The following is a 13,667-nucleotide window of genomic DNA, read 5'->3' as shown; positions in this document are numbered from 1 at the left end:
ACCGCCCTTCTGAAAAAGCCCTGTGAGCATGACGACAGGGTCACGGCGCAGGTCTCACCCCCGGACTCTTGCCCGCCGCCCGCGCGCGTGTGAAGGTAGTTCGCGGAAGCGGCGGGCCGCCCCTGCGCATGAGGCGCGTGCCCTACCGCGATGGAGAACCTTGAAGGGAGCCCTCATGGACTGGCGCAGTCAGGCAGCATGCCTCACCGTGGACCCCGAGCTCTTCTTCCCCGTCGGCAACACCGGTCCGGCCATCGCCCAGATCGCACAGGCCAAGGAGGTCTGCTCGCGCTGCGAGGTGGTGGACACCTGCCTGAAGTGGGCCCTGGAGAACGGCCAGGACGCAGGCGTGTGGGGCGGCATGAGCGAGGACGAGCGCCGCTCCCTCAAGCGCAGGGCCGCCCGGGCCCGCCGCTCCTCCTGATCCGACGCCACCCGACCGCCCCGCCGCAGCCCCCGCCCCCAGCACCGCGGGGGCACCCGACGACGCACAGGGCCCTCGAGGGCGGCCCCGCTCAGCGCTCCTGGCCCAGGTGGGCGTGGAGGACCACATCGGTGCCCTGCCCGTGAGGGCCCGGCTGCCAGTCGATGGTGCCGCGCAGCTCGCCGCGCACCAGGGTGGTGACGATCCGGGTTCCCAGCCCTGACCTGAGACTGCCCGGGACGATGCCCTTGCCGTTGTCCAGCACATGGACCTCCACGGCGTCGCCGTTGCGCTCGGCCCGCACCACCACCTGGCCCTCGCGTCCGTCCATGCCCTCCATGCCGTGCTCGACGGCGTTGGTCACCAGCTCGGCCAGGACCGTGGCCAGGGCCTGGGCGATATCGGCATCGACCACGCCGAAGGAGCCCTCCAGGCGGGTGCGCACCTCCCCGTTGGGGGTGGCCACCATGGCCGCCATGCGCAGGACGGAGGAGAAGACCTCATCGAAATCCACCCGCTCATCAACATTGTGGCTCAGAGCGTCATGGACGGTGGCGATGGTGGTCACGCGGCGCTCGGCCTCGGCCAGGGCGTGGCGGGTCTCCTCATTGGAGGCGCGGCGGGCCTGCATGCGCAGCAGGGCCGAGACGGTCTGCAGGTTGTTCTTCACCCGGTGGTGGACCTCGCGGATGGTGGCGTCCTTGTTGAGCAGGACCTGCTCGCGGCGGCGCACCTCGGTGACGTCGCGCACCAGCAGGATCGCCCCGGCCCGCCGCCCCTCCAGGGTCAGGGGGATGGAGCGCACGGTGAGGAACACCCCGCTGGCCTCGACCTCGGTGAGCCATGCCTGACGGCCCATGAGCACCACCGCCAGGGCCTCATCCACGGGCGTGCGCGGGGGGATGATCGAGGTGACGGCCTCGGCCAGCACGAGGCCGTCGAGCTCCCCCTCCAGGCCCAGGCGGTGGAAGCAGGAGCGCCCGTTGGGGCTGACGAACAGGACCTTGCCGTCGGCGTCCAGGCGCAGGAAGCCGTCGGCCACACGGGGCGTGCCGTGGCGGATGGTGGTGCCCGCCCCCGAGATCGGGAAGCAGCCCTCGGCGATCATGCGGCACAGGGCATCGGCCAGCTCGTCCATCTCGCGCTCGACGATGCGCCCCCCGCGGATGACGCCCACGGAGGTCTCCTTGGTGACCACGGCGATGGCTCGCCCCTGGCGCACGACGGGCACATAGGTCTCGTGGACGGCGGAGGTGCCCGTCCAGTAGGGCTCGAGGGCCTCCCTGATCTGGGCGTGCAGGAGGGCCTCGGTGGCCATGGCCTCGCGCGAGAGCGGCATGCGCCTGCCGATGACGTCCTCCAGGTGGACGGTGGTGCCGCTGGAGGGCCGGGTGTGCCCGGCGGCCACGAAGCGCCCATCACCGGTCTGGACCCACAGCACCAGGTCGGAGGTGGACAGGTCCGCCACCACCTGCCAGTCGGCCATCAGCTGGTGGATCCAGTCCAGGTCGGTATCGGACAGGTCGGTGGAGTCCCGCAGGGAGCGCGGCAGTGAGATGGGCACCCGACCAGGGTATCGGGAGCGGGCCGCGCCGTCCCATTGAGCACACGAGGCACACCGGACCCACCGGCCGCATCCGGTTCAGATCCTGGCAATTGTCTGGATTTGCACCGCGCTCTGCAGTTCGTGAGCCGGCGGTGCTCATGGCAGGATCGCGCCATGAGGAAGACCATCACCATCACCTACCCCGCCGATCCCGCCCGCACCAGCGCCATGCTGGCCGACCCCGACTACCACAAGGAGCGCGCGGCCCGCGTGGGCCTCCAGGACGCCGCGATCGACGTCGCCCAGCGCGGGCAGGGCTTCGCCGCCACCATCGCCGGCCACGTGGACGCCTCCCGCCTGCCCGCTGCCGCGGCCAAGCTGGTGCGCTCGGGAGTGACCTTCACCGTCACCGAGTCCTGGGGCGAGGCCGCCGCGGACGGATCGCGCACCGGCTCCTACGACATCGATGTCAAGGGCGCCCCGGTGCGCGCCAGCGCCACCGCCACCATGGCCCCCGCCCAGGAGGCCACCGTCGTCACCGTGGACCTCGACCTCAACGTCACCGTGCCGCTGGTGGGCAAGACCATCGAGGACAAGGCCATGAGCCGCGTGGACCGCGTCGTCGCCGATGAGGAGCAGCGGGCCGCCGCCTGGCTCGCCGGCCACTGAGACCGCCGGCCACTGTGGCCGGCGAGGCCGGCGACCACGGCCAGTGAGCGCCCGGGGTGCGCCGTGCCCGCACCCCGGGCGCCGCCCATGGCGGGGCCCGAACCCCGCCTCTATTCCCGGTTCGCCCGGCGCGCACCGGGGCCTCGAGGGCGGGGATGAACCCGCGCGTATGGCACGATCGCCGCATGACTGAATCCAGCACCACCCCCCAGTCCTCCGCCCCCGGCGCCGTGTGGGCCGAGCGCGTGGGAACCCGCCAGTACGTCGGCCACAACGCCAACGGCGCCGAAGTGCGCGTGGGCATGGGCCCCGGCGAGTTCTCCCCCGGTGAGCTGCTCAAGATCGCCCTGGCCACCTGCAACACCCTGTCGGCCGACCACCGCCTGGCCAAGGCCCTGGGCGAGGGCTTCGCCGCCACCGTGGGCTGCTCCACGGTCAAGAACGAGGCGGAGGAGCGCTACGAGTCCTTCCAGGTCGAGATCGTCACCGACCTGTCGGGCCTGGATGAGTCCAAGCGCTCCGTGCTGGCCGAGCGGGTCGAGGGCGCGATCGATCGCTCCTGCACCGTGGGCCATACCCTGGAGAAGGGCGCGGCCATCACCCTGGAGATCGTCGACCCCGACGAGGACTAGGCGCGGACGAGCGCGCAGTCCGCGACGCCTCGACCACCACGACCGGGCACCATCCCCGCCATCTCACCCCAGGAGGCACCCTTGTCCACCTCAGCCGGCAGGCCCACCGCCCTGGAAAGGGCGATCAATAAGGCCATCGACATCCCCGCCGCCCGCATCACCGAGCGCGTGGCCCGTATGCGCCGGGACCGGCCGGGCGCCGACAACGCCGAGCTGGTGGAGATGGCGGCCGCGCGCTTCCGCCGGGAGGCCGGGATCTCCTCCGGCGCGGTGGGGGCCTCCGCGGCGCTGCCGTCGGTGGGCACGGGCACCGCAGCCGCCCTGACGGTGGGGCAGACCGCCGTCTTCGTGGCCTCGGCCGTGACCTACGTGCTCACCGTGGCCGAGCTCCACGGGCTGCGGGTGGTCGACGTCGAGCGCCGTCGGGCCCTGGTGCTCTCGGCGCTGCTGGGCCGCGAGGGGGCCGAGGCGGTCCAGGGCCAGTTGGGCCTGACCTCCCTGTTCTGGGCCGCCCAGATGCTCGCCCAGATGCCGCTGCCCACGGTGCGCTCGGTCAACACCCAGTTGGCCAAGCGCATGGTCAAGAAGACGGCGGCCAAGGGCGGCGCCCTGGCACTGGGGCGCCTGCTGCCCTTCGGCATCGGCGCGGCCATCGGCTGGACCGGTGGGCGCGCCCTGGCCAATCACGTCATCGAGGGCACTCAGGCAGCGCTGGGCCCCGCAGCCCTCATCGACCCGGCCGAGGTCATTGAGGTATGAGCACCGCTTACCCGGCCCTGGAGGCGATGGGCCTGCATGCCCCCCGGGGGGTCGACGTCGCCTACGAGAACCTCGTGGCCGAAGTCCTGGCGCAGGGCACGCCCAAGGCCGACCGCACCGGCACGGGGACCCGATCCCTGTTCGCCCGCCAGCTGCGCTACGACCTGTCCGCCGGCTTCCCCCGGGTGACCACCAAGTTCGTGGCGATGAAGGCCGTCAAGGGGGAGCTGCTGTGGTTCCTCCAGGGGGCCACGAATGTGCGCTGGCTCCAGGATCGGGGCATCACCATCTGGGATGAGTGGGCCGACGACGCCGGCGAGCTGGGCCCCGTCTACGGCTCCCAGTGGCGCTCGTGGCCCACGCGCGAGGGTGGAGCCATCGACCAGATCACGACCCTCCTGACGACCCTGCGCACCGATCCCGACTCGCGACGGATGCTGGTCTCGGCCTGGAACGTCTCCGACCTCGACCAGATGGCCCTGGCCCCCTGCCACGCCTTCTTCCAGTGCTATGTGGCCCAGGGGCGCCTGAGCCTGCAGGTCTACCAGCGCAGCGCGGACCTCTTCCTGGGGGTGCCCTTCAACATCGCCTCCTACGCCCTGCTCACCCATATGCTGGCCCAGCAGGCGGGTCTGAAGGCGGGCGAGCTCATCTGGACCGGCGGGGACTGCCACATCTACGACAATCATGTCGACCAGGTCCGCACCCAGCTCTCCCGCGTGCCCCGGGCCCACCCCTTCCCCACCCTGCGCCTGGAGCGCGCCGCCTCCATCGGGGAGTACACCATGGAGGGCATCGACGCCTCCCAGGGCTACAGGCACCATCCGGCGATCAAGGCCCCGGTGGCCGTCTAGGCCGGCGGCCACGCGGCCGCCACCGCACAGCACCGGGCGCAACCAGACCTGGCAGCACGAGGCAGAGAGGCGCCAGCCCCATGACACCGAGCACGCAGAGGAGCCCCGCTGGGGGCCTGGGCATGATCTGGGCCCAGGATGTCACCGGCGTCCTGGGGGCCGATGGCGGCATGCTGTGGCGCGTTCCGGCGGACTTCCAGCACTTCAAGGCCACGACGATGGGCTGCGGCCTGGTCATGGGCCGCACCACCTGGGAGTCCCTGGGCGGGGCCCTGCCCGGGCGGCGCAATGTGGTCCTCACCCGCAACCCCCATTGGCGGGCCCCCGGGGCGCTGCGCGCCTCCAGCCTGCGCCAGGGTCTGTCCATCGCGGCTGGCGGGCTGGCCCTGGAGCTGGGCGATGACCCCCGCACGGGGCAGGCCGCCGGGCTCCCGCGCCTGTGGGTGATCGGTGGCGCGGATGTCTACGACCAGGCGCTGGCCGCGGGCCTGCCCGATGTGCTGGTGGTCAGCGTCCTGGACCTGGACGCCTCCCAGCGGGCCCAGGAGCGCGGCCTGCCGGAGGCCGCCCTGGTGCGGGCGCCGGCGATCTCGACCCGGCAGTGGGTCATCGACCCGGCCCGCTCCGACGCCCCGGGGGCCTGGCGCCCCGTGTCGGGCGACGCCCGCTGGCGCCTGGAGACCTGGGTGCACCTCTGATCTGCCCGAACTGATCAGTCGATCCGCCAGGTCCCCTCTCCCGGATCCCGAGGCCCGCCCCGGCCGCGGATCTCATCGTCACCCGGCCGGTGCTCCGGTGGAGAACCCGCAGGGCGCCTGGAACGCAGGAGCAGGAGGCACAGGCCGTCCTTCTCTGTGACGTGGTGACCGCGGTCGGCCGGTGGAGGCCCTGACCGGTGGCTCTCTGCGGGATGTGGGGCTGCACGATGAGGCGCTTCGATGGTGGTGGGCCGGGGCCGACGGCGCTCCAGGGCGGTGGCGATCCACGGCGTTGGTGGGGCATGTGGTGGGGCGGGTGCGATTGGGCGTCACTTCGCGACAGGTGCGTCGTTTGGCGGAATGGACGTACCTTGCAGGGGTCGTCCATTCCGCGAAGCGACGCCCAATCCGCCAAGTGACGCCCAACTGCAGGGTCAAGTCTCTTGGTGTGGTGTTTTTTGGGTTAGGTGGTGAGGGTTATCAGGGGGTGGTTGTCGGGGGTGGTGTGGGTCAGGGTGTGGGTGAGTTGCTGGAGTGAGGTCTGGGATAGGTAGCGGCGTTCGCTGTACTGCCATTCCTCGTGCTGCTCTTGGAGGACGGCGCCGATCAGGCGGGTGACGGACTCGCGGTCGGGGAAGACCTGGACGACGTCGGCGCGGCGCTTGATCTCGCGGTTGAGGCGCTCGATGGGGTTGTTGGACCAGATCTTTTACCAGTGCTCGCGGGGCATCGCGGTGAAGGCGGTCAGGTCGGGCTCGGCGTCAATCAGCATCTGGGCGATGGCGGGCAGCCAGGACTGCAGGGAGTCGATGACCTGCTTGTACTGGGCGGCCACGGCCTGGGGGCTGGTCTGGGCGAAGATGGTGGAGATCAGCGCATTGACAGGCTTGGAGTGGGCCGAGCCCAGGTGCTGGGTGACGTTGCGGGCGAAGTGGACCCGGCAGCGCTGCCAGGCCGCCCCGGGCAGGATCGCCTTGATCGCGGCCTTCAGGCCCGCGTGGGCGTCACTGGTGACCAGCGCCACGCCCAGGGGATCAGCGGTGCTGGCGACCCTCAATCCCCGCTGGCGCAGGGAGCGCAGGAACTCGGTCCAAAAGTCGGTGGTCTCGGCGTCCCCGATGGCCATGCCCAGGATCTCGCGCCGGCCCAGGGCTGATACTCCGGTGGCTACTACCAGGGCCTGGCAGACCACGCGGTGGCCCATGCGCACATCGAGGTAGGTCGCGTCCACGAACAGGTAGGGGAACCAGGAGTGGTCCAGGGGCCGGGTCAGGAACTGGCCCACGCCCTGGTCGATGTCCTTGCAGATGCGCGAGACGCTCGAGCGCGAGATGCCTGACTCGCACCCCAGGGCCTTGACCAGTTCATCGACCTTGCGTGTGGAGACCCCCTCGATCCAGGCCGAGCAGATCACGGCGTACAGGGCCTTATCGACCCTCCTGCGCGGGTTGAGCAGGCTGGGGAAGAACGACCCGGAGCGCAGCTTGGGGATGGCCAGCTCGACCTCTCCGGCAGTGGTGGCCAGTGTCTTGGCTCGCTTGCCGTTGCGCCTGTTGGTGCGCTGCTCGGTGCGCTCATAGCGGCCGGCGCCGATGACCGCGGCCGCCTCGGCATCGATCAGGTCTTGCAGACCGGCTTGCAGCATCCGGCGGAAGACATCGTCATGGGCCAGGTCAGGGTCGGACAGCACTTCCCCGATCAGGGCAGACACGGCAGACTTGTGCGTGGGCATCGTGGGAACACTCCTGGTGAATCTTGGTCGAGAATCTGGGTCCCACGATGCCCACCCCAGCACCCCCGGCTGGCCAAGCCCCGCAGGAATTGCCACCACACTACGAGACGCACCCAACTGCAGCCCCGCCGCCCTCCCGGGCCGCCCCGAATAAGAAGGGCGCCGCCCCTCTCCGGTGGCAGCCTCACGGGGAAGGGCGACTAGAGTACTGCGGTGCCCGATCCCTCCCACGCCACGCCGGGCGCGCCGTCGCGCTCGGTCCTGTCCGATACCCGCCTGCGCGCCCTGCTGGCCGTCTGCCTGTTCACCTATGTGGCGCAGAACATGCTCAACGTCTCGGTGGCGCCCCTGTCCCGCAGCCTGGGGCTGCACGAGTGGGTGGTGGGCCTGGCCGTCTCCAGCGCTGCCCTGACGGTCACGGTGCTCAGCCAGTTCTGGGGGCGCCGCTCGGTGGCCTGGGGGCTCCGTCGGGTCCTCATCGCGGCCCTGAGCCTGGCGGTGGGGGCGGGATGCCTCTTCGCCCTGGCAGTGGCCCTGCGCGCCCACGGCCTGCTGGGCACCGGGCTGACCGCCGCGCTCATCGTCGTGGCGCGCGGCCCCCTCTTCGGTGGGGCGGTGGCGGCGATACCGCCCACGGGCCAGGCGCTCATCGCCCAGATCACCCCGGATCAGGCCTCCCGGGTGCGGGGCATGTCGGCCTTCTCCGGCAGCGTGCAGCTGGCGATCGTCCTGGGCTCGCTGGCCTCCTCGGCGCTGGGGGCCTGGTCGATCTACGCCCCCGTCCACGCCACGCCCGTGGCCGTGGTCCTGGCCCTGGCCATCGGCTGGCTCTGGCTCCCGCGGGAGGAGGGCGGGGCCGCGGGCGGCGGGCGGGCGCACGTCCCGGCGCTGCCGCCGCGGGTCTCCTGGCGCGATCGGCGGGTGAGCCCCTGGGTCGGCTCGGCCTTCGGCCTGTTCTTCACCTCCGGCATGGTTCAGATCACGGCGGGCTTCCTGGTCCAGGACCGCCTGGGCCTGGCCCCGCACCGGGCTCTGGGCATGACGGCGGTGATGCTGCTGGCCAATGCCGCGGGGGCGACCCTCACCCAGCTCCTCCTCGTTCCCCGCCTGGGGTGGGCGCCTGAGCGTCTGGTGCGCATCGGCAGCACGACGGCGCTGGTGGCGCTGGGCGCCCTGTGGGCCGCGCCGGGCCTGTGGCTCATGGCGGCCTCCACCCTGCTCATCGGGGTGGGGGCCGGGCTCCTGGGCCCGGGCTTCACCGCCGGGGGCTCGCTGTCTGTCAGTGCCGCCGAGCAGGGCGGTATTGCCGGCCTGCTCCAGGCCACGGCGGCCTCGACCTGGATCCTCGCCCCGGTGACCGCCACCGCCCTGTACGCCTGGCAGCCCGCAGCGCCCTTCGCCCTGTCGGGCGCGGTCCTGGCCTCCTCCACGGCCGTGGCCTGGATCCGCCTGGGGCCGGCCCGGCACAGCCCCTCTCGTCCCGGCCTATGAGCCCAGGCCCTGCGCCGCCATCCAGTCACGGGCGATGGTGGGGGCCTGGATCTGCTCGGCGGTGGAGCGGGCGTTGAGGGCCCTGAGCTCCTCGGTGGTCAGCAGGGCCGAGACCCGGTTGATGGCCGTGACGGCCAGGGCCGGCAGGGTGGCCGCCACCACGGGGGTGACGTTCTGGGGCAGGATGAGCCCCTCGGGGTCCTCCAGGATCACCAGGTCCTTGGCGGCGATGGCCGGATCGGAGGAGTAGATGTCGGCGACATCGACAGTGCCGTCGGTGACGGCCTTGACCGTCAGCGGCCCGCCCGAGTCCTCCACAGGGGTGACGGCGGCCTCGACGCCGTAGACGCGTTTGAGGCCCTGCGGCCCGTAGGGCCGGGTGTTGAACTCGGAGTTGGCCGCGATGCTGATGGGGCGCCCCAGGGAGGCCAGGTCCCCGATGGTGGTCAGGGAGTGCTCCTGGGCGGTGGCGCGGGTGACGACCAGGGAGTCCTGGTCGGTGGCCGGCGCCGGGGTCAGGGCGGTCAGGGAGGCGGGCAGGGCCTGGAGAAGGGCGTCGTAGATGCCGTCGGTTCCGGTGGCAGTGGTCTGGGGGTCGTAGTACTGCAGCAGGTTGCCGCCGTACTCGGGCAGGACCTGGATCATGCCGGACTCCAGCTCGGGCAGGTAGACCTCGCGCTGGCCGATCTGGAACTGGCGCTGGACCTCCAGCCCGGCGTGCTCCAGCGCCTGGGCGTAGATCTCGGCGATGATCTCGTTGGAGTAGTACTGCTGGCTGCCCACGACGATGGTCTGGCCCGCCACGACGGCGCCGCCCTCCTGGGCGAAGGGGTCGCGGTTGGAGCAGGCGGCCACGGCCCCCAGGGCCAGGGCTCCGCCCAGGGCCAGCAGGCCGCGGCGCCCAGGGGCCGGGGGCCCGGTCACTGGTGCGGGGTGGGGCGTGCTCATGCGGGGTCCTTCCGGTAGTGGCGCGATCCTGCGGGGGTCCAGACCCGCTGCGCCAGGGCGAAGGCGCATTCGGAGGCCAGGGCCAGGGCGATGACCATGAGCGCTGCGGCCAGCATCATCGTGTAGTTCTGTGTCTTCAGGCCGAGGAACATCAGGCGCCCCAGTCCCCCGGCCCCGGTGTAGGCGGCCAGCGTGGCGGTGGAGATGACCTGGAGGCTGGCCGAGCGCAGGCCGCCCAGGAGCAGGGAGGCGCCCAGGGGGATCTCGACGCGCCACAGGATCTGGGCCTCGCTCATCCCCGAGGCCCTGGCGCCGTCGACGGCACTGGCCGCTGCCGCCCGGATGCCATTGGTGGCCCCGGCCAGCACGCTGGGCAGGGCCAGGATGGCGAAGGCCAGGAGGGGAGCGGCCAGTCCGATGCCCAGGGCCAGGGCGAACAGGGTGATCAGGCCCAGGGTGGGCAGGGCTCGCACTGAGCCGGACAGGGCCTGGACCCAGCCGCGCCCCATGCCGCGGTGGCCCACCCACCAGCCCGCGGGCACGCCGATGAGGGCTGCGGCCCCCACGCCCAGCAGGGAGTACAGCACGTGCTGGAGGGTCAGTGTCCCGATGCCCATGGGGCCGCCCCAGTGGGCGGGGTCCGCGATATAGGCCAGGGCCCCCAGGAGGAACCTCATGCCGCCCCGCTCCCTGCCTGCGCGAGCCCATCGGCGGGGGCCTCCCGCTGCGGCTCATCGGCCGGGGACTGCGAGGTGCTGCGACGGCGGGTCCAGGGCAGTGCCAGGCGGCCCCCCAGGATGATGAGGCCGTCGAGGGCCAGGGCCAGGGCCAGGGTCAGCACCAGCCCGGTGAGGATCTCGGCGGTCAGGCCCCGTTGGAAGCCGTCGGTGAACAGGCGGCCCAGGCTGCGCACGCCCAGGACGGCGCCCACCGTGGTCAGGGAGACGGTCGAGACGGCCACGACCCTCAGCCCATTGAGGATGGTGGGGCCGGCCAGGGGCAGCTCGACGGTCAGGAAGCGGCGCATGCGCCCCATGCCCATGGCCGTGGCCGCGTCCAGGGCGCGCGGCTCGATGGCGTCCAGGGCGTCGGCGGTGGCGGGCACCAGCAGCGCCAGGCCGTAGAGGGTCAGGGCGACCACGACGTTGAGGACGTCACGGATGCCGGTGCCCAGGATGATGGGCAGGATGACGAACAGCGCCAGGGAGGGGATGGCGTACAGCAGGGAGGAGCCCGAGACCAGCACGGCGCGCAGCACCCGCGAGCCCTGGGCCAGTCGGGCGATGGGGATCGACAGGGCCAGGGCGGCGGCGATGGCCGGCAGGCACTGGGCCAGGTGCGCGCCGAGGTACTCGGCGATGAGGGGGAGGTTGGCCACCACCCAGCTCATGACCGCTCCCCCACGGCGCCCCTGAGGCTGTCGGCTCCCGCAGGAGCACTGGCGGCAGTAGTCCTCATGCCGGACGGCGCAGCGTCGCCGTCCTGAGCCAGCAGGCCGACGGCACGACCCGAGGCGTCCACGACGACGCTGCGGTGGCCGCAGTGCTCCAGGCGCAGACGGCGCTGGGCGTCGTCGAGCCCCAGGAAGCGCACGACGAAGTCGTCGGCGGGGTCGGCCAGCAGCTGGGCCCCGGTGCCGCGCTGGGCGATCTGGGCGCCCTCGCGCAGCAGGATGATCTCATCGCCCAGGGTCAGGGCCTCCTCGACGTCGTGGGTGACGAACAGGATGGTCTTGCCCAGCTCGGCCTGGATGCGCACCATCTCGCGCTGGAGCTCGCGGCGCACGAGGGGGTCGACGGCGCCGAAGGGCTCGTCCATGAGCAGCACGCCGGGGTCGGCGGCCAGGGCGCGGGCCACCCCGACGCGCTGGGCCTGCCCGCCGGAGAGCTGGTGGGGGTAGCGCGCGGCGAGCTGGGGGTCCAGGCCCAGCAGGTCCATGAGCTCCATGGCTCGCCGGCGGGCACGGTCGCGGTCCTGGCGCAGCAGGCGCGGCACGAGCGTGATGTTGTCGATGACGCGCTGGTGCGGCAGAAGGCCCGCGTTCTGCATGACGTAGCCGATGGAGCGTCGCAGGGAGACGGCATCGCCATCGGCGACGTCCTTGCCGTCCAGCAGAATGCGCCCGCTGGTGGGCTCGACCATGCGGTTGACCATGCGCATGAGCGTGGTCTTCCCGCATCCGGAGGAGCCCAGGAGAACAGTGGTGGTTCCGGCCTCAATACTGGCGCTGAAGGAATCAACGGCTGCGGGCCCGCGGGCCTTGGTGTCACGGTAGTGCTTGGTGACGGATTCGAACTCGATGGTGCTGCTCATATGCAGCGGTACTCCTTCCGCAGCGGTGCCAGATGGTGCACCGGCGACTGCGCAGGTATGACCATAGCAAGACTGACAGGGACCACCGCCCCATGGGCCTGAGGAAACTCGCAGAAAACACCGAATGGTGACCGACAGGTCATCGCCGCGACTCGATACGGCGAGGGTTTCTCATGAGTACGACGAGGCTTCCTCATGGGGCGGGATGCCCCGCGCCCCGGTCCGGGCAGCGGCTCAGGTCCAGTCGGCGACGACCTCGACGCGGTTGCCCTCGGGGTCCAGCAGCACCAACTCGTAGTAGCCGTCGCCGGTGCGCCGGGGCCCGTCGACCACCGCGACGCCGCGCTCCCCCAGGCGCGCGGCGAGCGCATCCACGGCGGCCTCATCGGCGAGGCGGAAGGACAGGTGAGCCCATCCCGGCCGGTCCCCTCCGCCGGGCCCCACGATATCGGGCCGATGCATGAGCTCCAGGCGGGCGCCGCCCCCGAAGACCAGGAAGTAGGTACTCAGACCGGTGCGCGGGTTGTGGTAGCGCTCGCCGGCGGTCCCCTGGAACCACTGGGAGTAGAAGTCGCGGGCGGCCTCCAGGTCCTGGACCCAGAGCGCGGCGTGGTCGATACGGGTCATGGTCGCTCCTCACACTGCTTATTCGATCCTGCGCGCCCCGTGGTTCTGTCAGGTGAGTCACCGCCCGGCCCCACGGCGCCCGCTCACGGCGCCCTCAGGCCTCGGCGCGGGAGTCGGGGGCACCGTCGCTGCCGGGATCCTCGGGCCCCTGCGGCCCGTCGAGGAAGCGGAGGCCCTGAGCCTGGTAGGTGGCGGCCACGGTGGGGAAGTAGTAGGTCGAGTAGATCCGGGAGGTCTCCTGGGACCAGGTGCCCATCTCCTCCATCCCCTGCTCATCCCACCAGGCGCGCAGGGCCTGGTCGTAGGCGCGGGCGCCCTCCTCCACGGCGCGGGCGTCGTAGCGCTCCTCCATGGCGTAGGACTCCAGCGGCATGCGGGGCTTGACCCGGGGCAGCCTGTCGGGATCGGCCACGCCCAGGGTGGTGGCCACCACCGGGAAGGTGTGCTCGGGCAGGCCCAGGAGCTCAATGAGGCCGGCCGGGTCATTGCGGATGCCGCCGATCGCCGTCGTGGCATAGCCCAGACTGTGAGCGGCGGTCTGGAAGGTCGCCAGTGCGATGCCGGCGTCGACGGCGCCCACGAGCACCCCCTCGGCGCTGCGGTGGGCGACCTGCTCGCGCCCGTGCCACTGCGCGGCCAGGCCGGTGCGGTGGTAGTCGACCACGAAGACCACCACGACATCGGCCCCCGCCACCTGCGGCTGGCCGCCGGCGATCTGCGCGATCGCCTTGATGCGCTGCGGATCGCGCACGACCACCAGGCTCAGCCCCTGGGCGTTGATCGAGCTGGGCGCCTGGCGGGTGGCCAGGAGGATCTGGTGGAGGTCGTCGGCGGGGACGTGCTCCCCGGTGAAGGCCCGTACCGAGCGGCGCTCGCGCAGCAGGGCCAGGGTGGGGTTGGCGGGCTCGGGGGCGGCTGTCTCGTTGAGCATGCGAATCTCCTCGCGGTAGGCATGAGCTCGGGGTGCCTGTGGC

Annotated in this window: 14 protein-coding genes and 1 pseudogene; 7 read left to right on the top strand and 8 right to left on the bottom strand. The window is 71.9% G+C overall.

The window, feature by feature from the left end:
* Window positions 1-175: 175 nt before the first annotated feature.
* The gene (locus tag MANAM107_RS09410; protein ID WP_179900557.1) at window positions 176-424 is read left to right on the top strand and encodes a WhiB family transcriptional regulator; all 249 of its coding nucleotides are present in this window, start codon (window positions 176-178) and stop codon (window positions 422-424) included.
* Between the two features lie 91 nt (window positions 425-515).
* Here MANAM107_RS09410 and MANAM107_RS09405 read toward each other — a convergent pair whose 3' ends face one another.
* Window positions 516-1,988 carry a sensor histidine kinase gene (locus MANAM107_RS09405; protein WP_223907720.1) on the bottom strand — a complete coding sequence of 491 codons (1,473 nt, stop codon included), beginning with the start codon at window positions 1,986-1,988 and terminating at the stop codon, window positions 516-518.
* Between the two features lie 156 nt (window positions 1,989-2,144).
* Between MANAM107_RS09405 and MANAM107_RS09400 the strand changes: the two genes are divergently transcribed.
* The 5 genes from MANAM107_RS09400 (at window position 2,145) to MANAM107_RS09380 (ending at window position 5,582) form a co-directional block, all read left to right on the top strand.
* Window positions 2,145-2,639 carry a DUF2505 domain-containing protein gene (locus MANAM107_RS09400; RefSeq protein WP_223907717.1) on the top strand — a complete coding sequence of 165 codons (495 nt, stop codon included), beginning with the start codon at window positions 2,145-2,147 and terminating at the stop codon, window positions 2,637-2,639.
* 185 nt (window positions 2,640-2,824) lie between these two features.
* Window positions 2,825-3,271, top strand: a complete 447-nt coding sequence (locus tag MANAM107_RS09395) for an OsmC family protein (protein WP_223907715.1) — start codon at window positions 2,825-2,827, stop codon at window positions 3,269-3,271.
* 81 nt (window positions 3,272-3,352) lie between these two features.
* On the top strand, window positions 3,353-4,030 hold the full coding sequence (locus tag MANAM107_RS09390) for a hypothetical protein (protein ID WP_223907713.1): 678 nt from the start codon (window positions 3,353-3,355) through the stop codon (window positions 4,028-4,030).
* Window positions 4,027-4,884: a thymidylate synthase gene (locus MANAM107_RS09385; protein ID WP_308443618.1), complete on the top strand. Its 858-nt coding sequence runs from the start codon at window positions 4,027-4,029 to the stop codon at window positions 4,882-4,884. The genes MANAM107_RS09390 and MANAM107_RS09385 overlap by 4 nt, the downstream gene beginning before the upstream one ends.
* Before the next feature lie 80 nt (window positions 4,885-4,964).
* Window positions 4,965-5,582, top strand: a complete 618-nt coding sequence (locus MANAM107_RS09380; protein WP_223907709.1) for a dihydrofolate reductase — start codon at window positions 4,965-4,967, stop codon at window positions 5,580-5,582.
* Between the two features lie 463 nt (window positions 5,583-6,045).
* On the opposite strand, the pseudogene MANAM107_RS09375 reads toward MANAM107_RS09380, so the two are convergent.
* Window positions 6,046-7,314 (bottom strand): annotated as a pseudogene (locus MANAM107_RS09375) (IS256 family transposase).
* 213 nt (window positions 7,315-7,527) lie between these two features.
* Here MANAM107_RS09375 and MANAM107_RS09370 point away from each other — a divergent pair.
* On the top strand, window positions 7,528-8,805 hold the full coding sequence (locus MANAM107_RS09370) for an MFS transporter (RefSeq protein ID WP_223907707.1): 1,278 nt from the start codon (window positions 7,528-7,530) through the stop codon (window positions 8,803-8,805).
* Here the strand turns inward: MANAM107_RS09370 and MANAM107_RS09365 are convergent.
* The 6 genes from MANAM107_RS09365 to MANAM107_RS09340 form a co-directional block, all read right to left on the bottom strand.
* Window positions 8,800-9,753 carry an ABC transporter substrate-binding protein gene (locus tag MANAM107_RS09365; protein WP_223907704.1) on the bottom strand — a complete coding sequence of 318 codons (954 nt, stop codon included), beginning with the start codon at window positions 9,751-9,753 and terminating at the stop codon, window positions 8,800-8,802. The two genes, MANAM107_RS09370 and MANAM107_RS09365, sit on opposite strands and share 6 nt — an antisense overlap.
* On the bottom strand, window positions 9,750-10,430 hold the full coding sequence (locus MANAM107_RS09360; RefSeq protein WP_179900962.1) for an ABC transporter permease: 681 nt from the start codon (window positions 10,428-10,430) through the stop codon (window positions 9,750-9,752). Before MANAM107_RS09360 ends, MANAM107_RS09365 begins: the two co-directional genes overlap by 4 nt.
* On the bottom strand, window positions 10,427-11,143 hold the full coding sequence (locus tag MANAM107_RS09355) for an ABC transporter permease (protein WP_223907702.1): 717 nt from the start codon (window positions 11,141-11,143) through the stop codon (window positions 10,427-10,429). Before MANAM107_RS09355 ends, MANAM107_RS09360 begins: the two co-directional genes overlap by 4 nt.
* Window positions 11,140-12,066: an ABC transporter ATP-binding protein gene (locus tag MANAM107_RS09350; protein ID WP_179900960.1), complete on the bottom strand. Its 927-nt coding sequence runs from the start codon at window positions 12,064-12,066 to the stop codon at window positions 11,140-11,142. Before MANAM107_RS09350 ends, MANAM107_RS09355 begins: the two co-directional genes overlap by 4 nt.
* Before the next feature lie 234 nt (window positions 12,067-12,300).
* A complete protein-coding gene (locus MANAM107_RS09345) occupies window positions 12,301-12,693 on the bottom strand; it encodes a VOC family protein (RefSeq protein ID WP_223907699.1) in 393 nt (130 codons plus the stop codon).
* Between the two features lie 94 nt (window positions 12,694-12,787).
* A complete protein-coding gene (locus MANAM107_RS09340) occupies window positions 12,788-13,624 on the bottom strand; it encodes a nitroreductase family protein (protein WP_179900958.1) in 837 nt (278 codons plus the stop codon).
* Window positions 13,625-13,667: the final 43 nt, after the last annotated feature.

It is taken from the genome of Actinomyces capricornis, from assembly GCF_019974135.1.
GTDB lineage: Bacteria > Actinomycetota > Actinomycetes > Actinomycetales > Actinomycetaceae > Actinomyces > Actinomyces capricornis.
The sequence above is the reverse complement of the archived record's forward strand: the minus strand, read 5'-3'. Positions and strand labels throughout refer to the sequence as shown.

What these genes read in the sequence shown, in the direction of transcription:
- MANAM107_RS09410 (WP_179900557.1), top strand. Translation starts at nt 176, where the DNA reads ATGGACTGGCGCAGTCAGGCAGCATGCCTCACCGTGGACCCCGAGCTC.
- MANAM107_RS09400 (WP_223907717.1), top strand. Translation starts at nt 2,145, where the DNA reads ATGAGGAAGACCATCACCATCACCTACCCCGCCGATCCCGCCCGCACC.
- MANAM107_RS09395 (WP_223907715.1), top strand. Translation starts at nt 2,825, where the DNA reads ATGACTGAATCCAGCACCACCCCCCAGTCCTCCGCCCCCGGCGCCGTG.
- MANAM107_RS09385 (WP_308443618.1), top strand. Translation starts at nt 4,027, where the DNA reads ATGAGCACCGCTTACCCGGCCCTGGAGGCGATGGGCCTGCATGCCCCC.
- MANAM107_RS09380 (WP_223907709.1), top strand. Translation starts at nt 4,965, where the DNA reads ATGACACCGAGCACGCAGAGGAGCCCCGCTGGGGGCCTGGGCATGATC.
- MANAM107_RS09365 (WP_223907704.1), bottom strand. Translation starts at nt 9,753, where the DNA reads ATGAGCACGCCCCACCCCGCACCAGTGACCGGGCCCCCGGCCCCTGGG.
- MANAM107_RS09360 (WP_179900962.1), bottom strand. Translation starts at nt 10,430, where the DNA reads ATGAGGTTCCTCCTGGGGGCCCTGGCCTATATCGCGGACCCCGCCCAC.
- MANAM107_RS09355 (WP_223907702.1), bottom strand. Translation starts at nt 11,143, where the DNA reads ATGAGCTGGGTGGTGGCCAACCTCCCCCTCATCGCCGAGTACCTCGGC.
- MANAM107_RS09350 (WP_179900960.1), bottom strand. Translation starts at nt 12,066, where the DNA reads ATGAGCAGCACCATCGAGTTCGAATCCGTCACCAAGCACTACCGTGAC.
- MANAM107_RS09345 (WP_223907699.1), bottom strand. Translation starts at nt 12,693, where the DNA reads ATGACCCGTATCGACCACGCCGCGCTCTGGGTCCAGGACCTGGAGGCC.
- MANAM107_RS09340 (WP_179900958.1), bottom strand. Translation starts at nt 13,624, where the DNA reads ATGCTCAACGAGACAGCCGCCCCCGAGCCCGCCAACCCCACCCTGGCC.